This window comes from Ligilactobacillus sp. UO.C109, assembly GCF_026847815.1.
Classification (GTDB): Bacteria; Bacillota; Bacilli; order Lactobacillales; family Lactobacillaceae; genus Ligilactobacillus; species Ligilactobacillus salivarius.
The window spans coordinates 470,501-490,238 of record NZ_JAPSFH010000027.1 but is presented as its reverse complement, the minus strand read 5'-3'; the positions used below and the strand labels follow the sequence as shown (position 1 = coordinate 490,238).

The following is a 19,738-nucleotide window of genomic DNA, read 5'->3' as shown; positions in this document are numbered from 1 at the left end:
TAAAAGATTTTTTCACTGAATTTTTAGCATATATCAAGTATAATTTGATATGATTGTATTAATAACCTGAAAACTTTTATTTTAAAGTGAGGTGTGTAAAATAATGGAATTTAAAAGAGTAGAACGCCAGGGAGTAATTGTTTATTTGAAACATTTAAAACAAAGTAAACAATTACGGAAATTTGGAACTATTCACTATGTATCTCGAAAGATGAAATATGTTTTAATTTATATGAACGCTGAGGATGTTAATGAAGCTTTGCATAAACTAAAAAGCATGAAATTTGTATCGAAGGTTGAAATTTCACCTCGTAAAGAAATTGATAAGGATTTAGAACAAGTTAGAGGTACAGCAAGAGAAAATTTAGAAGATTTTGATTGAGGTAATTAGAATGAGAATTGTAGCAGGTGAATATGGTGGACGACGTCTAAAGGCAGTTCCAGGAATGAAAACTCGTCCAACTACAGATAAAGTTAAAGAAGCAATGTTTAATATTATTGGTCCATATTTTGAAGGTGGAAAGTCGTTAGATCTATTTTCTGGAAGTGGCGGATTAAGTATTGAGGGGGTTTCTCGTGGTATTGAAGAAGCAACCCTTATAGATAGACAATATCAAGCAATAAAAACTATTAAAGAAAATATAGCAGTAACAAAGCATCCAGAAAAATTTAAAATTATAAAGGGGGATGCTAATAAAATAATTCATGTGCTAGCTAAAAAGCAATTGAGTTATGATCTAGTTTATTTTGATCCACCTTATAAGGAACAAAAAATAGTAGAAATGATGTTAAAATTAGCAGAATTATCTTTACTTAATAAAAATGCGATTATTGTGTGTGAGACAGATCAGGAAGCTAATTTGCCAGATGAAATATCGGGATTTAGGTGGATAAAAAAAGCTGATTATGGAATTACACAATTAAACATCTATGAGTTTGAAGGTGGTGAATAATAATGAAAGTTATTTTTCCAGGAAGTTTTGATCCTATTACAAATGGTCATATGGATTTAATTAGTCGTGCAAGTAAGTTATTTGATCAAGTTGTAGTAGTTATTTCCAATAATACTAGTAAACATTCATTATTTACTCCTGAAGAAAAATATCATCTTGTCACTGAAGCATTATCAAAATTTAGTAATGTATCAGTTGAGCTTATTCAAACTGATTTAACTATCAATGTAGTAAAAAAATTTAATGCGGATGCGATTATTCGTGGAATTAGAAATACAAGAGATTTCACATATGAACAAGAAATAGCTTTAATGAATAAAAAGTTAGATAGTGATATTGAAACAATTACTTTATTTTCAAATCCGGAAGTAAGTTTTATTTCTTCAACCTTAGTTAGAGAAATTTCACAGTTTAATTTAGACAAATTGGTTGGAACGGTGCCAGATAATGTTATTGAGGCATTAAGAAAGAAGGTTAAGAATTGAAAAAAGTAAATAAATACATTGTTACTTTAACTATATTGGTAATAGTAGCTATTTTAATGTTTTTACCAATTCCCGTTTACTTAGAGCAGCCAGGTGCAGCTGAAAGTATTAATCAATATGTAACGGTTAATGGAAAGACTAATAAACAAAAAGGTGATTTCATGCTAGTTTATGTTGCTGTTCAAAAAGCAACACCACTAACATACTTATGGAGTTTTTCGCAAAAACATATTGATAGAGTATCAGCTGAAGAAATGACAGGTGGCAGTTCAGATGCAGAATTTGATAGAATTCAAGAATATTATATGCAAGATGCAGTGAACTCTGCCAAATATGTGGCTTTGAAACATGCAGGGAAAGAAGTTAGCCAAAAATATATTGGAATATATGTTATGTCTGTCTTAGATAAATCTGATTTTAAGAATAAAATTCAAGTTGGCGATACAATAACAAACGTTAATGGAAAACATTATAGTAATGCTACAGGATATCAAAATGCTTTAGCAAAAATTAAAGCCGGAGAAAAAGTAACTATTACTTATCAACGTGATGGAAAGAATCATAAAGCTATTGGTAAGACAATGAAGTTACCACAAACTAAGAGAACTGGTATAGGGATAACACTGGCTAACCGTTCGAAAGTAAAGACTAATGAAAAGATATCCGCTAATATGGAAGGAATAGGAGGACCCTCTGCTGGTTTAATGTTGTCTTTACAAATGTATTCGCAATTGTCGAAAAAAGACTTATTAAAAGGTAGAGATGTTGCAGGTACAGGTACTATTGATGCAGATGGAAAAGTTGGAGATATTGGTGGAATTGACAAGAAGGTTATCTCCGCTTCTAAAGCACATGCTAAAATATTCTTTGCTCCTGATAATCCTGTAAGTAAAGTGGTTAAGAAGTATGACCCGAATGCTAAATCAAATTATGAAGAAGCAGTTGAGACTGCAAAAGAAATTCATACAAAAATGAAAATTGTTCCAGTAAGATCATTTAATGATGCAGTTAATTATTTGGAAAATAATTAGTATAAATGGCGTTATAAAGATTTCTTCAATCTTTATAACGCCATTTTTTGCGAACTATCATATTATATATGTTTGTTAATTAAAAACGTATTATAAGTCTTTATATAAACTTAATTATACGTAATATATAAAAGATAGAGTTTATGTAATAGACTTAATCATTACCTTTTTTGTTAAAAATGAAATCGTTTTTTAAAAATAAAGTGTATTTTATTTGTTGCATTATTCGTGTTTAATTGATAATATATGGTTTGTAAGGTTTATAAAATATATTTTTTATTTAAAAGACGAACAATAAGGAGATAGAATAATGTCTGAACTGTTATATGAAGGTAAAGCTAAGCAAATGTGGAGCACAGAAGATGAAAATGTATTAAGAGTAGTATATATGGACCAGGCTACTGCACTCAATGGTAAGAAAAAGGATGTCATTAAGGGTAAGGGTCATGTTAACAATCAAATTTCAAGTTTAATCTTTGAATATTTGATAAAGAATGACATTCCTACACACTTTATAAAGAAGATTTCTGAGAATGAAGAATTAGTAAAAAAAGTTAAAATTTTCCCACTTGAGATAGTTACACGAAATGTTGCGGCAGGACATTTTTCAACTAGATATGGAGTAGAAGAAGGAAAGAAATTCAATAAACCTGTAGAAGAAATGTACTTCAAGAGTGATGAATTAGATGATCCATTCATTAACGAGTCACAGGCATTAGCATTAGAAATTGCTACTAAGGAAGATTTAAATAGAATCTGGGATTTATCTAGAAAAGTAAATACATTATTGACAGATTTATTTAAACAAGCAGGAATGAAATTAGTTGATTTTAAGCTTGAATTTGGAACTTTAGCAGATGGTACATTAGTTTTAGCTGATGAATTTTCCCCAGATAATTGTCGTTTATGGGATTTAGAGGATAATCGTCATTTAGATAAAGATGTCTACCGTAGAGATATTGGTGATTTAACACCTGTATATGAAGAAGTATTAAATCGTTTGAAGAAAGTGTTAAACAAATAATAGGAGGAACACAACACCATGACAAAGGTACGTATTTTCGTAACATATAAGCAATCTGTTTTTGATCCACAAGGAGAAACAATTACTGAAGCTGTTCATTCTTTAGGACATAATGAAGTAAAAGAAATTAAAGTGGGAAAATTTTTCGATGTAACTATTGATAGTAGAGAAAAAGAAGTTGAAGAATCTGTAAAAGAAATTTCAGAACAATTATTGGTGAACTTTAATCTTGAAACATATCGTTATGAAATTATGGAGGAAGATTAATGAAAATAGCAGTTATTGTTTTTCCTGGCTCAAATTGTGATATAGACTTATACGAAGCATTACACACTGTATGTGATGCAGATGTTGAATATGTTTCATATAAGCAAGATAACTTAGATGGTTTTGATGCTGTAATGTTACCAGGGGGATTCTCTTATGGTGATTATCTTCGTTGTGGTGCAATAGCACGGTTCTCACCTATTATGCCAGCAGTAATAGAATTTGCAAAAAATGGTAAGCCAGTTTTTGGTACTTGCAATGGATTCCAAATTTTAACAGAGGTTGGTCTATTACCAGGAGCTTTGAAGAGAAATAATAGTTTGAAGTTTGTATGTAAAACAGTCGAATTAACTGTTGAAAATACTAATACACCATTTACTTCTTTGTATAAAAAAGGCGAAAAAATAAACTTACCTATTGCTCATGCTGATGGAAGTTATTATACAGATGAAGAATTATTAGCAGAGCTTGAAGAAAATGGACAAGTTGTTTTTAGATATTCAAAAGAAAATCCCAATGGCAGTTTGAATGATATTGCTGGAATTACAAATAAGCAAGGAAATGTTTTAGGAATGATGCCGCATCCTGAAAGAGCTGTTGAAATGTTATTAGGCAATGAAGATGGATTAAGAGTATTCAAATCATTACTAGAAGAAGGAAAGGTAAAAGGCTAATATGAATAAGGAATTAACACCTGAACAAATAAAAGAACAAAAAGTTTATCTAGAATGGGGCTTAACACAAAAAGAATACGAATATATTTGTGATAAATTATTAGGTCGCTTACCTAATTATACAGAAACTGGTCTTTTCTCTGTAATGTGGTCAGAACATTGCTCATACAAGAAATCTAAACCAGTGCTTAAACTATTTCCAAATAAAAATGAACGTGTTTTGCAAGGCCCTGGTGAAGGTGCTGGTATCGTAGATATTGGTGATAATCAAGCAGTAGTTTTCAAGGCTGAAAGTCATAATCATCCCTCAGCTGTAGAACCTTATGAAGGTGCAGCAACAGGTGTTGGGGGGATTTTACGTGATATTTTCAGTATGGGAGCTAGACCAATAGCATCCTTAGATTCATTGCACTTTGGCGAAATTGATAATGCTAGAACTAAGTATCTTATCAATGAAGTTGTAGCTGGAATCGGTGGTTATGGTAACTGTATGGGTATTCCAACTGTTGCTGGAGAAATAACTTTTGATGATTGCTATGCTGGAAATCCTTTAGTAAATGCAATGAGTGTTGGTATTTTAGATCAAAGTCATATTCAAAAAGGACAAGCTAAAGGTATTGGTAATGCAGTTATGTATGTGGGGGCTAAAACAGGTCGTGATGGTATTCATGGTGCAACATTTGCTTCTGCAGATTTTGCTGATGATAAAGAAACTCAACGTTCAGCTGTTCAAGTAGGTGATCCATTTATGGAAAAACTACTTATGGAAGCATGTATTGAATTAACAAATAATCACCAAGACTGGTTAGTTGGTATTCAAGATATGGGAGCTGCAGGTATTGTTTCATCTAGTTGTGAAATGGCTTCAAAAGCTAACAGTGGTATGGAATTGAATTTAGATATGGTTCCACAACGTGAAGAAGGAATGTCTGCTTATGAAATCATGTTGAGTGAGTCCCAGGAAAGAATGTTATTATGTGTCAAAAAAGGTCATGAAAATGATGTTAAAAAGTTATTTGAAGACTACAATTTAGAAGCTGTAGTTATAGGTAGAGTAACAGAAGGACATGATTACATACTACATCATAAAGGTGAAGTAGTTACAAATATACCAGTATCTACTCTAACGGATGACGTTTTAGAAGAACCTAGTGAAGAAAGAGTTCCACAACGTATTTTAGATAATAAAAATAAAGATGCTTGGGTACCACAATTATCTAATGCAAAAGAAACACTAGAAGCTTTATTGCAACAACCAACAATTGCTTCAAAGAAGATGTTTACAGAAACTTATGATTCACAAGTACGAACAAGTACAGTTGTAGGACCAGGAAGCGATGCTGGTGTAATTCGTATTCGTGGAACTAAAAAAGCTTTAGCAATGACAACTGATGGAAATGGTCGCTTTATTTATTTAAATCCAGAAGTTGGTGGGAAAATGGCTGTTTTAGAAGCTGCAACAAATATCATTTCAAGTGGTGCTTTGCCATTGGCCATAACTGATTGTTTGAATTATGGTGATCCTAATGATCCTGAAATATATTGGGAACTACATCAGTCTATTAATGGGATGGCTGAAGCTTGCAGAACTTTGGATACACCAGTTATTTCCGGTAATGTTTCTTTGTATAATGAAAATAACGGAGAAGCTATTTATCCTACTGCTATGATTGGTATGGTTGGATTAATTAAAGATGTTTATCGTACAGTACCATCTTTTGTTCAAAATGCAGGTGACAAACTTTATTTAGTAGGTAAAACAGGTAATGACTTTAACGGTTCTGAATTGCAAAAATTATTAAATAATAAGATCTCTGGAGATCTAAATGATTTTGATTTAGAAAAAGTTAACTCATATTTGAAGAATCTTTTAGCAACTATGGAACAAGGTTTGGTTTCATCTTCTCATGACTTGAGTGAAGGTGGCTTGGGTGTTAGCTTAGCTGAAATGGTTTTTGGAACTGATAAGGGGATCAAAGTTAGTTTAGATATGAAAAAAGAACTATTATTCAGTGAAACTCCTGGACGATTAGTTGTTAGTGTTTCAAAAGATAATGTAGCAGCTTTTGAAGAAATTATGGGTGAAGATATTACGGAAATTGGTGAAGTTCAAGCTGATCATCAATTAGATATAACTTTAACAGATGACAACTTTGTTGCAGAGGTATCAGAATTAGAAAAACTATGGGAGGAGGCAATCCCATGTCTTATGAAATCAAAGGATTAAACGAAGAGTGTGGAGTCTTTGGAGTTTTTGGAGCTGAAAATGCAAGTCAATTGACTTACTTTGGTTTACATAGTTTACAACATCGAGGACAAGAAGGAGCAGGAATTGTTTCGAGTGATGGCGATAGACTACATCAACATCGCGATAGGGGATTATTAGCAAAAGTATTTGCTGACGAGAAAGACTTACTAAGATTAACTGGAGATAGTGCTATTGGCCATGTTCGTTATGGAACAAGTGGTAATAATTCTATCAATAACATTCAACCATTTTTATTCAGATTTCATGATGGTGATGTTGCTTTAGCTCATAATGGTAATTTGACTAACGCTGTAACTTTAAAGCGAAATCTTGAAGACAGAGGAGCAGTTTTTCAGTCAAATTCAGATACTGAAATTTTAATTCATTTGATTCGTCAAAAACAAAATTGCACTTTTATTGAAGCACTTAAGCAAAGTTTAAACGAAGTAAAAGGCGGATTTGCTTTTCTACTATTACGTAAGGATAGCTTAATTGCAGCATTGGATCCGAATGGTTTTCGTCCTTTATCAATAGGACAATTAGATAACGGTGCATATGTAGTAGCAAGCGAAACTTGTGCGTTGGATACAGTAGGAGCAAAATTTGTTAGAGATGTGCAGCCAGGTGAATTAATTGTAATCAACAAAGATGGTATGAAGATAGATCGATATACTGATAAAACACAACTATCAATTTGTTCAATGGAATACATATATTTTGCCAGACCTGATTCAATTATTCATGGTGTAACGGTGCATAATGCGCGAAAGAGAATGGGAAAACTTTTGGCCAAAGAGCAACCAGCAGATGCTGATATGGTTATTGGCGTTCCTAACTCCTCATTATCGGCTGCTTCTGGATATGCGGAGGAATTGGGACTACCTTATGAAATGGGATTAATAAAGAATCAGTATATTGCTCGTACATTTATTCAACCGACACAAGAATTACGTGAACGTGGAGTAAAGATGAAGTTGTCAGCTGTTAGAGGGGTAGTTGAAGGCAAGCGAGTTGTTGTTGTAGATGATTCAATTGTTAGAGGAACAACTTCAAAGCAATTAGTAAAATTATTACGAGAGGCTGGAGCTAAAGAGGTTCATATGCGAATTTCATCTCCACCATTTAAGTTCCCTTGTTTCTATGGAATTGATATTTCAACTCGTTCAGAGTTAATGGCTGCAAATCATACTGTAGAAGAAATGTCAGATTTAATAGGTGCAGATAGCTTAGGATTTTTGAGTATACCATCTTTAATTAAGGCTATTTCGGTTAAAGGCGGTGCTGATTATCCTAATGGTGGATTAACGGTTGCTTATTTTGATGGTAAGTATCCAACTCCTTTATATGATTATGAAGAAGCTTACTTAACTTCTTTGAAATCACAACAAGAAAGAGAGGAAAAGTAAATGAGTCGCTATCAAGAGGCTGGAGTAGATATTCATGCGGGTTATGAACTAGTTAATAAAATAAAAAAAGATGTTAAGTCTACTCAAAGAATGGGAACAACAGGAAATATTGGTAGCTTCGGTGGAACTTTTGACTTAAGTGTACTAAATGTTAAAGAACCTGTATTAGTTTCTGGTACTGACGGAGTAGGAACTAAATTATTGATTGCACAAAAGATGGACAAGCATGACACTATAGGGATTGATTGTGTTGCTATGTGTGTAAATGATATTTTGGCTCAAGGAGCAGAACCTCTATATTTTCTAGACTATATTGCTACTGGAAAAAATGATCCAGATAAGATTGCGCAGATTGTTGCTGGGGTTGCTGAAGGTTGTAGACAAGCGGGAACTGCCTTAATTGGAGGAGAAACTGCTGAAATGCCAGATATGTATGCGAAAGATGAATATGATTTAGCAGGCTTTTCCTCTGGTGTTGTAGAAAAAAGTAAGCTGTTAACGGATGCTAATCCTCAAGAAAATGATATTTTGATAGGCTTAGCTTCTAGTGGAATACATTCAAATGGTTTTTCCTTAGTTCGTCAAATTCTATTTAAAGATAATAAAATTGATTTATCTGAAAAAAGGGAAGAATTTGGTGGAAAAACAATCGGAGAAGTAATTTTAGAACCAACAAAAATTTATATAGATAGTGTTTTACCACTTGTAAAAGAAAATTTAGTAAATGGAATAGCTCATATTACAGGTGGGGGACTGATTGAAAATTTACCAAGAATGTTTGCTGATGATCTAACTGCTGAAATTGATGCAAGCTCTTGGAAAGTTTTACCAATTTTTGAATATCTCAAAAAATTAGGTAACTTATCACAAAATGATTGTTATGAAACTTTCAACATGGGTATTGGTATGGTTTTAGCAGTATCTGAAGATAAGTTAGAATCAGTAAAGAAATTATTAAGTGATAAAAACGAAGATTTCTATATTATTGGAAACTTGAGGAAAAGAAAAGATAATGAAGAAAAAATCATTGTACATTAAGGAGCATAGGTAATGAGAGTAGCAATTTTTGCTTCAGGAAATGGAACTAATTTTGAGGTATTAGCAGATAAATTTGCTAAAAAGGAAATTACTGGAAATTTAGTATTGCTTTTTTGTGATCATCCTAATGCACCAGTTATTAAAAGAGCTGAAAAATTTAACATTCCCTATGAAACATTTACAGTTAAAGAATGTGGCAATAAATTAGATTATGAAAAACGAATTGTTGAAGTGTTAAAGGCTCATCAAATAGATTTTATCGCTTTAGCAGGATACATGAGAATTATTGGCAAGCCAATACTAGATGAGTATGAAGGATCCATTATAAATCTTCATCCTGCATACTTACCTGAATATCAAGGGTTACATGCGATTGAAAGAGCATTTGCTGATCATAAAGAGCATAATAAGGATCAAACAGGAGTAACATTGCACTATATTGATTCTGGTTTAGATTCGGGACCAGTTATATACCAAGAACATGTACCCATTTATCAAGATGATACTTGTGAAACTTTAGAAGAAAGAATTCATGAGTGTGAACATCGTATATATCCTAAAGTTTTAAACGAAGTTTTGTTAAGTAAGTCAAACAATTAAGGAGAATTAAAATGAAACGAGCATTAGTTAGTGTATCTGATAAAAATAATTTAGTACCATTTGTAAAGAAATTAGTAGAACATGATTTTGAAATTGTTTCAACTGGTGGAACTAAGAAATACTTAGATGAAGCAGGTATTAAGACTATTTCTGTTGAAGAAGTTACTCATTTCCCAGAAATTTTAGATGGACGAGTTAAAACTTTGAATCCTTATATTCATGGCGGTTTACTTGCAAGACGTGAGTTGCCAGAACATATGGAAACTTTAAAAGAACAAAATATTACACCAATTGATTTAGTATGTGTAAACTTATACCCATTTAAGCAAACTATCGAAAATCCTGAAGTAACCTTAGAAAATGCTATTGAAAATATTGATATTGGTGGACCAAGTATGCTACGCTCAGCAGCTAAGAATTATCGCGATGTAGTGGTTGTTGTAGATGCAAATGATTATGAAGGATTAGAGAAAGAATTAGATGAAAATGGAGAAATTTCATTAGAAACAAGATTTAAATTATCTGCTAAAACATTTAGACATACAGCAGCATATGATGCTTTAATTGCAGATTACTTAAGTAAACAAGCTGGTGAAAATAATCCAGAAAAATTAACACTAACATATGATTTGATTTCTTCAATGAGATATGGAGAAAATAGTCATCAAAAAGCATGGTTCTATGAAGATGCTATGCCTAAAGCATACTCTATTACACAAGCTAAGCAATTAAATGGTAAAAAGCTTTCATTCAATAATATACGCGATGCTGATGCTGCAATTAGAGCAGTTAGAGAATTTGATGCACCAACAGTTGTAGCTTTGAAACATATGAATCCTTGTGGAATAGGTCAAGCTGATAATATTGAATTAGCATGGGATAGAGCATATGAAGCTGATTCAATCTCAATTTTTGGTGGTGTAATTGCTTTAAATAGAAAAGTAGATTTAGCAACAGCAGAAAAAATGCATAAACTATTTTTAGAAATTATAATTGCTCCGGAATTCGATGCTGACGCTTTAGAAGTATTATCCAAGAAGAAAAATCTACGTTTATTACAACTTGATTTTACTAAAAAAGATGAAGATATTCGCGATGAAACAGTTTCAATTATGGGTGGTTTGCTTCGTCAAGAACAAGACGTTATAGATGAAGATCCTAAGAATTGGGAAGTAGTAACAGAAAATGCTCCTAGTGATAGTCAATTAGAAACATTATTATTTGCTTGGAAAGCAGTTAAACATACTAAGTCTAATGCAATTGTTGTAGCAAACGATGAGAGAACATTAGGTATAGGAGCTGGACAACCAAACCGTATTGATTCTACAAAGATAGCAATTAAGCATGCTGGCGATTCACTAAATGATAAAGCTGTGTTAGCAAGTGATGCATTCTTCCCAATGGATGATTGTGTCCAATATGCTGCTGAACATGGGATTAAAGCAATAGTTCAACCTGGTGGATCAATTAGAGATAAAGATTCCATTGCTATGGCTAATAAGTATGGGGTAGCGATGGTATTCACAGGTGTAAGACATTTTAGACACTAATTAATGGAGTTATAAGATGAAAGAAAACGTAAATTTATTAGTTGTAGGTTCTGGTGGACGCGAACATGCAATTTGTAAAGCATTATTGAAAAGCGAGAAAGTTGCTAAAGTTTACTGTGCACCAGGTAATCCAGGAATGACTTTTGATGGCATTGAAGTTGTAGCAATAAATGAGTTGAACTTTGATGCGTTAAAGGGTTTTGTTTACGATAATGATATAGAATGGACTTTTGTAGGTCCTGAAGATGCTTTAGTTGCAGGGATTGTTGATTCTTTTAGAGAAGATAATCTAAAGATTTTCGGTCCAGACAAACGTGCAGCACAATTAGAAGGATCAAAAAATTATGCGATGGAATTTATGGATAGGTATCATATTCCAACTGCTAAATTTAAAACCTATACTACCTCAGATGAAGCAATCGCAGGGTTGAAAGAATTTGACGAACCTGTAGTTATTAAAGAAGACGGATTAGCAGCAGGTAAAGGTGTTGTAATAGCTCAATCCTATCAAGAAGCTGAAGATGAAATTCGATTGATGTTTAGAAAAGGTCAGAAAAAAGTAGTACTTGAAGAATTCTTGGTTGGAAATGAATACTCTATGTTCTTAGTATTAAGTGATAAGGGCTATCGAATTTTACCAATGGCTCAAGATCATAAAAGAGCATACGATAATGATGAAGGTCCCAATACAGGTGGTATGGGTGCATATAGTCCTTTACCACAGTTATCTGATGCAGAATACCAAGCAATGATTACAGATATTGTAGAACCAACAGTGAAGGGACTAGAAGCTGGGGATTATCATTATCATGGAATTTTGTATATAGGTATGATAATGACAAAAGAAGGTCCTAAAGTTATTGAATATAATGTTCGTTTAGGAGATCCAGAAACTCAAGTAGTTTTACCTCGTGTAGAAAGTGATTTTGCTGAGTTGATAGATGCGGCCATTAATGATAAACAATTACCAGAATTGAAGATTTCAGATAAAGCATACTTAAATGTAGTAGTTGCAGGAGCAGGCTATCCTAAGCAAGCAGTAAAGGGGCAAGCTTTACCTAAGTTGGAAAGTCAAAAAGACATATACACCATTTATGCAAATGTTAAGATTGAAGATGAGGTTGTATATGGTAATGGTGGTAGAATTTTATCAATCGTAGGTGAGGCATCTACAATTGAAGAAGCACATAAATTAGTCTACAAGTATTTGGAAAACTACAAGTGGAATGATTGTTTCTATCGTCATGATATAGGTGTAAAAGCTTTTAAATAATTATAATATAGTAAAAGTTGTACAATTATGTTTGTACAGCTTTTTTAATTTTATTGATAGTTAGAATTAATTAAGAGATACTTATTAGGATTATATCTCAACTAATATTGACCTTTCTAACTTAACAACTTAAACTTGTAAATGAACATTTTTTAATTAAGGAGTTTATACTTGTGAAACGTAGAAATTATGGGATTGATTTATTACGAATAGTAGCGATGTATATGATTGTATTGTATCATTGCTTATTACTAGGTGGAGTGATTAATAAAGCAACACAAATTGGTATAGGAAGTATAAATTATGATATAAGCTGGCTATTAGATACATTATGCTATTGTGCAGTTAATTGCTATGCACTAATATCTGGTTATGTAGGGGTAAAAAGTAAATTTAAATTACAAAATATAATAAAACTTTGGTTTCAGGTATTATTCTATTCTGTAGTATTAAATATAATAATATGGGTAACAATACCCAATGTGCCTATTAATAAAGGGTTATTAATACAAATGTTAATGCCGATTTCTTTTGAAAGATACTGGTACTTCTCAGCATATTTTATTCTCTTTGCATTTATGCCTTTCTTGAATCTATTACTGAATAAGTTGGATAAATCAATGGCGACTAAGTTATTAATAACATTAATATTAGTATGTTCTTTTGGGGAAACTTTCATTTTTAGGGCTAAAACCTTCCTAAGCCTCCAGAGTGGATATAGTGCACCATGGTTAATAATTCTATATTTAATTGGTGGATATATTAAATTGTATGGTTGGAAGTTTTGGAAACACGATAAAACAGTGTATTTTTCAATGGCAATCCTTTCTTTTGCAGTTTTCTTATTGTTAGGTGGAGAACAATCGCATGGACGTGTTCTAATAAATTATCCTGCACCAACAATGTTATTTATGGGAATAGCATTGTTAAATATTTTTAGTAAGCTGTCGTTGAATTCTAGAATTATACAAGGAGTAAAATTATTTGCCCCATTGACTTTTGGAGTATATTTGATACATATTCATCCCTTTGTAGCGGAGTATTTATTTAAAGATAGATTTGCTGATATAGCTCTAAATTCGCCTGTCATGTTTATTGGAAAAATTATAATTTTTAGTTTATGTATTTACTTAGTTTGTTCAATTATTGAGTTAGTACGTGCAAAACTATTTAAATTGTTGAAATTGAACGTATTGGCAGATGCAATAGCGGCGTATATACAAAGACATTTTGAAAAGTTAATTTAATGTATAAAAATACCCTCTAAGTATGCCAATATACAGCATATTTAGAGGGTATTTAGTTGCAGATAATTATAGAGTTGGAGAAAGCAGTCTTGAGAAATATTGCTTGAATTTTAACCAACTAGATTGATTATCAAAGAATTCAGTAGTTAACTCTGTACAATTATCCAAATCCTTTAAAAAGATAGCCTTTAAATCTTTTGATAACTTATCATCATAACAAAAAGCATTACCTTCAAAATTAAGTTTAAAACTACGAAAGTCCATATTAGCAGAACCAACAGAAGAAATGTGGTCATCAGAAACAACAGTTTTAGCATGTAGGAAGCCATTATCATACTGGTAAACTTTAACTCCATTTTCAACTAAGTATTTGGCATAGAATTGAGTAGCTCTGTAAACAAAAACATGATCAGGCATACATGGAATCATAATACGCACGTCAGTACCAGCTTTAGCAGAAATAATAAGGGCTTCGAGGACTGAATCGTCAGGAATTAAGTAAGGAGTCTGGATATAAACATAATCTTTAGCATTTGCAATGATATATTGGTATCCACGTTTAATTGATTGACGCTCACTATCTGGTCCCGAAGAAACAATTTGTATTCTGGTAGAGCCATTGGCTTGTTCGTTAGAATCCATAGGCATATATTTTTTAGTTGAAATATCTAAACGGGGTTTTTTAGTTTTCCGACAAGTAGTATTCCAATCCATTGAAAAACGTGCTTGCATTTCAAAAAGGGCAAATCCTTTGATACGAAGATGAGTATCGCGCCAGTAACCAAACTTTGGGGACTTTCCTAAGTATTGATCTCCAATATTAAACCCACCGATATAGCCAATATTACCGTCTATAATAACAAGTTTTCGGTGATCATGGTAATTTAGCCTAGGTGTCGAAATTAACGCCTTAGATGCTGAAATAAAGGCTTGAGCATACCCTCCGAGTTCTTCTAAATGTTTGAAGAATTTGTAGGTAGTACCGTGTGAACCGAATAAATCGTATAAAACTCTAACTTCTACTCCCCGAGCAGCAGCTTCTTCTAGAGCTTTCAGTATTTTATTACCAATATCATCAGCGATAAAAGAATAGTATTCGATGTGAATATGGTGTTTAGCATTCTTTATATCACGAAGAAGAGATTCAAATTTTTCTTTTCCATCAGTAAAAATTTCTACTTGATTATCTTGAGTTATAAAAGCATCTTCTGATTCAAGGAAAAAATGAATTAGTGCACGACCAGTATCAGTAGTTTTTTCAGATGGAATTAGGGAATGTTTATTCCAGAGGCTTTTTTGTTCATTAGCTAACTTGGTAATTTGTTCCTGTTGTTCCTTCTTCATACTGAAAATTTGTTCATTAGAAATCTTTCTACCAGCGAAAAGGTACAAAGTGAAGCCGATTATAGGTAGTAATGTTAAAACTAATAACCAAGCCCATGTGGTTGCAATATCTCGTTTTTCACGAAAAACTGTCCAAATAGCTGCTATCAAGTTAGCAAAGAAAATAATTGCAATAATCCATAATGGATGAGTAATAAAAATAATGATAGCACTCACACCTTTCTAAAGATTTTAAAGTAATTATAACATTATCTTGAGTTTACGTCTTGAATAAGTAAGAAATTAAATGTAACATAAAAGCAAATTTTAGTAATGAGGATTAAATAATATGACAAATTTTAGTTACGAAGTTTTTAGTGAAGTTGCTAGACAAAAAACATTTATTGCTGCTGCTAAACAATTACAAGTTACACCTTCAGCAATTAGTCATTCAATTAATAGTTTAGAGAAAGATTTAGGATTCTCACTGTTTGTTAGGAGTAGAAGTGGTGTAAGACTCACACCTAATGGTCAAAGGGTATTACCGCTTATTCAAGATATTTTGAATGCTGAGGCTACTTTAAACGAAGAGGCTGCTCTAATTAATGGATTAAATAAAGGACGTGTAAGAATAGGAGCATTTAGTAGTGTATGCATTAATTGGTTGCCAGACATAATAAATAAATTTAAAAATATTTATCCTGATATAGAAGTAACGGTTTGGCAGGGAAATTTTAATGATGTTGTTGAACAAGTTAAATTAGGGATACTTGATATAGGTTTTAGTGCATTGCCAATTGAAGAAAATTTAGAAGTTATCCCATTATATAAAGACCCAATATATTGCATTACGCCACAAGACTTTAAACTTCATAGGGGAAAATCAATTACAAGAGATGATATAAAGAACGAAAAATTTATTTTACAACAAATTGATTATGATAGAGATACCAAAAGAGCTTTGGATACATATAATGTTTCTGTCAATTCACTACAGTATAGTATAGATGATGCTTCAATTATAGCGATGGTGGAAAGTGGTTTGGGACTAGGAATTTTACCAGAGCTTGCTTTACAAAATTTAAGTGGAGATGTTAATAGATATATTTTTAGTGAACATTTTTATCGAACAATATGTTTAGTAACACATCAGAAGAAACAGCAAACTCCATCCGTTAAAGCCTTTGTATCTATAATTGAAAACTATATTAGTGATAGATATGGAGATATTAATTAGAGATAGAATAAAAGCTCATCTATTCCCTAGAAAAAGGATTAGATGAGCTTATTTTCCATAATTATATTAAATTTTCTGGGTACTCTTTCAGACCTTAATGGATAATGAGTATTACTAGTAATGCGTCAAAGACTTGATAAATTAATAAGCGGGTAACGAGAATCGAACTCGCGACACCAGCTTGGGAAGCTGAAGTTTTACCACTAAACTATACCCGCAAGACATTGATAAGTATAACATAAAAATTTATCAATGTCAGTATATATTAAGCTGCTACTTTTTTCATATCAGAAAGGCGAACTACAGCACGATTATGAAAATCAGTTACTACAACAGAGTCTGCTTTATCATGTTCTACAATTGTAACCATTGCAGAATTTTCATAAATTTTTTCAATTGTACCGATAAAGTCATGAGTTAAAGAAGCAAATTTTTTACATTTAACGCGATCGCCAATTTCAAACTTAGTTTCCATAAAAATCTCCTTATATTACTAATTATCCTAAGAATATTAGCAAATTTTATTTGAATATGCAAGACAATTAACCAACAATTTGTAAAATATCCTGTAATTTATTTACTTGATAAGTAGGGGTAATTTTCTTATCAATAGGAGATGATTTAGGATTGTACCAAATAGAGTCTATGTTAGCATTGTGCCCACCTTGAATGTCAGATGTAAGTGAGTCACCAATAATAAGCGTATCATCAGGATTGAATTCAGATAGCTCATTAAATACGTTCTTAAAAAATCTAGCATCTGGTTTTTGATAGCCAATTTTTTGAGAAATAAAGATATCATCAAAAAACGAATTGAATCCGGTGTTGCGTAAACGACGTTCTTGAACAAAATCTATACCGTTTGTAACGACGTATAATTTATGCCCAGATTTTTTTAAAGTAGAAAGTAAATCTTTTGCTCCAGGAATAGTATCAGTACCAGTTGATAAGAACTCTAAGTATTCTCTATTCAAACTAAGTCCATCGATATTAAGATTAAATTCCTTTTTAAAGAAAGTAGTAAAACGATTAGTCATGAGTTCTTGTCTACTAATTTCTCCCAATTCTAATTTTTTCCATAGACTTTGATTAAATTTTACATAATTATCTTTTACAGTATCAGTTAATTTAATTCCATGCTTTTCAAAAAGTAATTCTAGAGCTCGATTTTCAGTAGCATGAAAATCCAATAAGGTATCATCAATATCAAATAATAGGATCGAGTAGCTCATGTGGAACCTCCAAAAATAGAAAATTTTCTTACATATTAAATTAAACTTCAGTAAATTTCAAGAAATAAATAAAAAAATCATAGATAGATTGACCTATAGATTAAGTTTTGTTATCATGTCTTCAGTAGTTTATTATGATTTATAACAGAGAATGAGTTTTCCCTGTGGTTTTGACTATTCTATGATAGAAATTAGTAGTTTATGAAAGTTCTAAGCGAGTCCAAGTTGGTGTGAGTTGGATAATGGAAGTAAATGAATCGCGTTTCTTAGAATAACAATTTAATATTTTTTGAGTGGATTACTAATCAAGTAGAGTGGTACCGCGGGAATTTCTCGTCTCTTGCATATTATTATGCAGGAGTTTTTTTATTTTTATATGGGAGGACAACATGGATTATAAAGTTAAAGTTGCTCAAGTTATTGAACAAGCTGTTGATGGAAAATTATCACAAGAAGATATTTTAGCTAAGATAGAAAAACCTAAGACACTTAATTTAGGGGATTATGCATTTCCTGCTTTTGTATTATCAAAAGTATTACGTAAAGCACCACAAATGATAGCTAGTGAATTGGTTGAAAAGATTGATCAAACAGGATTTGAAAAGGTAGAAGCAGTAGGACCATATGTAAATTTCTTTTTAGATAAAAAAGAATTCAGTAAAGATATATTATCTGAAGTTTTATCTGAAGGTTCTGCTTATGGTAACCAAGATTTAGGTCATGGTGGAAATGTTCCTATTGATATGTCTTCACCTAATATTGCAAAGCCAATGTCAATGGGACATCTACGTTCTACAGTTATCGGTAATTCTTTAGCATTATTACTTGAAAAAGTAAATTATAAGCCAATAAAAATAGATCATCTAGGTGACTGGGGAACACAATTTGGTAAATTAATTGTTGCATATAAACTATGGGGAAGTGAAGAAGAAGTTAAAGCTGACCCAATCAATAATTTATTGAAGTATTATGTTCGTTTCCATGAAGAAGATGTTAATAATCCTGAATTGGATGAAGAAGCACGTGAATGGTTTAAAAAGTTAGAAGATGGTGATGAAGAAGCACTTAAACTTTGGAAATGGTTCCGTGAAGAATCTCTAAAGAAATTTACTGAAGTATATGATCGCTTAAATATTACTTTTGATTCATATAATGGTGAAGCATTCTATAATGATAAAATGGATGAAATTACAGACTTGCTTCAAGAAAAGGGATTATTAAAAGAAAGTCAAGGGGCAGAAATTGTAGATTTAGAAAAATACGATTTAAACCCTGCTTTAATTAGAAAAACAGACGGAGCAACACTATATATTACTCGTGATTTAGCTGCTGCATTATATCGTTACCGTACATATGATTTCGTACAATCATTATACGTAGTAGGTCAAGAACAAACTAACCATTTTAAGCAATTGAAAGCTGTTTTAAAAGAAATGGGATACGATTGGTCAGATGATATTCATCATATTCCATTTGGATTGATTACATCCGGTGGTAAGAAGTTATCTACTCGTTCTGGACGTGTAATTTTATTAGAAGAAGTTTTAGATGATGCTGTTAAATTAGCTAATAAGCAAATCGAAGAAAAGAATCCAAACCTTGCTGACAAGGAAGAAGTGGCAGAAGCAGTAGGTGTAGGTGCTGTTGTCTTCCATGATTTGAAGAATGAAAGAATTAACAGTTTCGACTTTAACTTAGATGAAGTTGTTCGTTTTGAAGGAGAAACTGGACCATACGTACAATACTCACATGCTCGTGCCATGAGTATATTACGTAAAGCAGGCAATTTAGAGTTAGATTCTGATAACTTAGAAATTAGTGATCCAGAAGCATGGCAAACATTACGTTTATTAGCTGCTTTCCCTGAAACAGTAAAGAAAGCTGTTAGTGAATATGAACCTTCTGTTGTTGCAAAATATGCAATTCATTTAGCGAAAGCATTTAATAAATACTATGCACATTCTAGAATTTTGAATGATGATGCTGAAAAGAATGCAAGATTAGCATTAGTACAAAGTGTTGCTACTACATTAAAAGAATCCTTACGTTTATTAGGTGTAAAAGCTCCTAATGAAATGTAATTTATATTTTAAACAAGTCTCGATGGAGGCTTGTTTTTTTGTATTTTTTTGAAAAAAATTTTTTTTTGC

19 protein-coding genes and 1 tRNA gene are annotated in these 19,738 nt (G+C 32.0%); 16 read left to right on the top strand and 4 right to left on the bottom strand.

What is annotated here, in order from left to right; all coding sequences use genetic code 11:
- Window positions 1-103: 103 nt before the first annotated feature.
- The 14 genes from OZJ21_RS06625 (at window position 104) to OZJ21_RS06560 (ending at window position 13,796) form a co-directional block, all read left to right on the top strand.
- A complete protein-coding gene (locus OZJ21_RS06625; RefSeq protein ID WP_003700030.1) occupies window positions 104-382 on the top strand; it encodes a YlbG family protein in 279 nt (92 codons plus the stop codon).
- Between the two features lie 10 nt (window positions 383-392).
- Window positions 393-953 carry a 16S rRNA (guanine(966)-N(2))-methyltransferase RsmD gene (gene rsmD / locus OZJ21_RS06620; protein ID WP_003702193.1) on the top strand — a complete coding sequence of 187 codons (561 nt, stop codon included), beginning with the start codon at window positions 393-395 and terminating at the stop codon, window positions 951-953.
- Window positions 954-955: 2 nt separating this feature from the next.
- The gene (coaD, locus tag OZJ21_RS06615; protein WP_011475856.1) at window positions 956-1,438 is read left to right on the top strand and encodes a pantetheine-phosphate adenylyltransferase; all 483 of its coding nucleotides are present in this window, start codon (window positions 956-958) and stop codon (window positions 1,436-1,438) included.
- A complete protein-coding gene (locus OZJ21_RS06610; protein WP_003700035.1) occupies window positions 1,435-2,469 on the top strand; it encodes a SepM family pheromone-processing serine protease in 1,035 nt (344 codons plus the stop codon). Before coaD ends, OZJ21_RS06610 begins: the two co-directional genes overlap by 4 nt.
- 310 nt (window positions 2,470-2,779) lie before the next feature.
- Window positions 2,780-3,493: a phosphoribosylaminoimidazolesuccinocarboxamide synthase gene (gene purC, locus OZJ21_RS06605; RefSeq protein WP_014568323.1), complete on the top strand. Its 714-nt coding sequence runs from the start codon at window positions 2,780-2,782 to the stop codon at window positions 3,491-3,493.
- 18 nt (window positions 3,494-3,511) lie between these two features.
- Entirely contained in the window at window positions 3,512-3,760 is a 249-nt protein-coding gene (purS, locus tag OZJ21_RS06600; RefSeq protein WP_003703354.1) for a phosphoribosylformylglycinamidine synthase subunit PurS, read from the top strand.
- Window positions 3,760-4,434: a phosphoribosylformylglycinamidine synthase subunit PurQ gene (purQ, locus tag OZJ21_RS06595; protein ID WP_268857590.1), complete on the top strand. Its 675-nt coding sequence runs from the start codon at window positions 3,760-3,762 to the stop codon at window positions 4,432-4,434. Before purS ends, purQ begins: the two co-directional genes overlap by 1 nt.
- Before the next feature lies 1 nt (window position 4,435).
- Window positions 4,436-6,661, top strand: coding sequence for a phosphoribosylformylglycinamidine synthase subunit PurL (gene purL / locus OZJ21_RS06590; protein ID WP_109241746.1), 2,226 nt, complete (start codon window positions 4,436-4,438; stop codon window positions 6,659-6,661).
- The gene (gene purF / locus OZJ21_RS06585) at window positions 6,637-8,088 is read left to right on the top strand and encodes an amidophosphoribosyltransferase (protein WP_081509189.1); all 1,452 of its coding nucleotides are present in this window, start codon (window positions 6,637-6,639) and stop codon (window positions 8,086-8,088) included. Before purL ends, purF begins: the two co-directional genes overlap by 25 nt.
- Entirely contained in the window at window positions 8,089-9,126 is a 1,038-nt protein-coding gene (gene purM / locus OZJ21_RS06580) for a phosphoribosylformylglycinamidine cyclo-ligase (RefSeq protein ID WP_003706110.1), read from the top strand. It begins immediately after the preceding gene.
- 12 nt (window positions 9,127-9,138) lie between these two features.
- Window positions 9,139-9,726, top strand: a complete 588-nt coding sequence (gene purN, locus OZJ21_RS06575; protein ID WP_003709972.1) for a phosphoribosylglycinamide formyltransferase — start codon at window positions 9,139-9,141, stop codon at window positions 9,724-9,726.
- An 11-nt stretch (window positions 9,727-9,737) separates the two neighbouring features.
- The gene (purH, locus tag OZJ21_RS06570) at window positions 9,738-11,276 is read left to right on the top strand and encodes a bifunctional phosphoribosylaminoimidazolecarboxamide formyltransferase/IMP cyclohydrolase (protein ID WP_003707936.1); all 1,539 of its coding nucleotides are present in this window, start codon (window positions 9,738-9,740) and stop codon (window positions 11,274-11,276) included.
- 16 nt (window positions 11,277-11,292) lie between these two features.
- Window positions 11,293-12,549, top strand: a complete 1,257-nt coding sequence (gene purD / locus OZJ21_RS06565) for a phosphoribosylamine--glycine ligase (RefSeq protein ID WP_003709975.1) — start codon at window positions 11,293-11,295, stop codon at window positions 12,547-12,549.
- Window positions 12,550-12,722: 173 nt separating this feature from the next.
- Window positions 12,723-13,796 carry an acyltransferase gene (locus OZJ21_RS06560; protein ID WP_087250189.1) on the top strand — a complete coding sequence of 358 codons (1,074 nt, stop codon included), beginning with the start codon at window positions 12,723-12,725 and terminating at the stop codon, window positions 13,794-13,796.
- Window positions 13,797-13,862: 66 nt separating this feature from the next.
- Here OZJ21_RS06560 and cls read toward each other — a convergent pair whose 3' ends face one another.
- Complete coding sequence (gene cls, locus OZJ21_RS06555) at window positions 13,863-15,356, bottom strand: cardiolipin synthase (RefSeq protein WP_003709978.1); 1,494 nt, start codon at window positions 15,354-15,356, stop codon at window positions 13,863-13,865.
- Window positions 15,357-15,468: 112 nt separating this feature from the next.
- Between cls and OZJ21_RS06550 the strand changes: the two genes are divergently transcribed.
- Window positions 15,469-16,356 carry a LysR family transcriptional regulator gene (locus tag OZJ21_RS06550; RefSeq protein ID WP_003706120.1) on the top strand — a complete coding sequence of 296 codons (888 nt, stop codon included), beginning with the start codon at window positions 15,469-15,471 and terminating at the stop codon, window positions 16,354-16,356.
- Window positions 16,357-16,503: 147 nt separating this feature from the next.
- Here the strand turns inward: OZJ21_RS06550 and OZJ21_RS06545 are convergent.
- The 3 genes from OZJ21_RS06545 to OZJ21_RS06535 form a co-directional block, all read right to left on the bottom strand.
- Window positions 16,504-16,574 (bottom strand) — tRNA-Gly (locus tag OZJ21_RS06545).
- A 47-nt stretch (window positions 16,575-16,621) separates the two neighbouring features.
- Window positions 16,622-16,831: a hypothetical protein gene (locus tag OZJ21_RS06540; protein ID WP_003700056.1), complete on the bottom strand. Its 210-nt coding sequence runs from the start codon at window positions 16,829-16,831 to the stop codon at window positions 16,622-16,624.
- Between the two features lie 67 nt (window positions 16,832-16,898).
- Complete coding sequence (locus OZJ21_RS06535; protein WP_003709981.1) at window positions 16,899-17,588, bottom strand: YjjG family noncanonical pyrimidine nucleotidase; 690 nt, start codon at window positions 17,586-17,588, stop codon at window positions 16,899-16,901.
- A 389-nt stretch (window positions 17,589-17,977) separates the two neighbouring features.
- On the opposite strand from OZJ21_RS06535, the gene argS reads away from it, so the two are divergent.
- Window positions 17,978-19,669 carry an arginine--tRNA ligase gene (gene argS / locus OZJ21_RS06530; RefSeq protein ID WP_003706123.1) on the top strand — a complete coding sequence of 564 codons (1,692 nt, stop codon included), beginning with the start codon at window positions 17,978-17,980 and terminating at the stop codon, window positions 19,667-19,669.
- Window positions 19,670-19,738 lie beyond the last annotated feature (69 nt).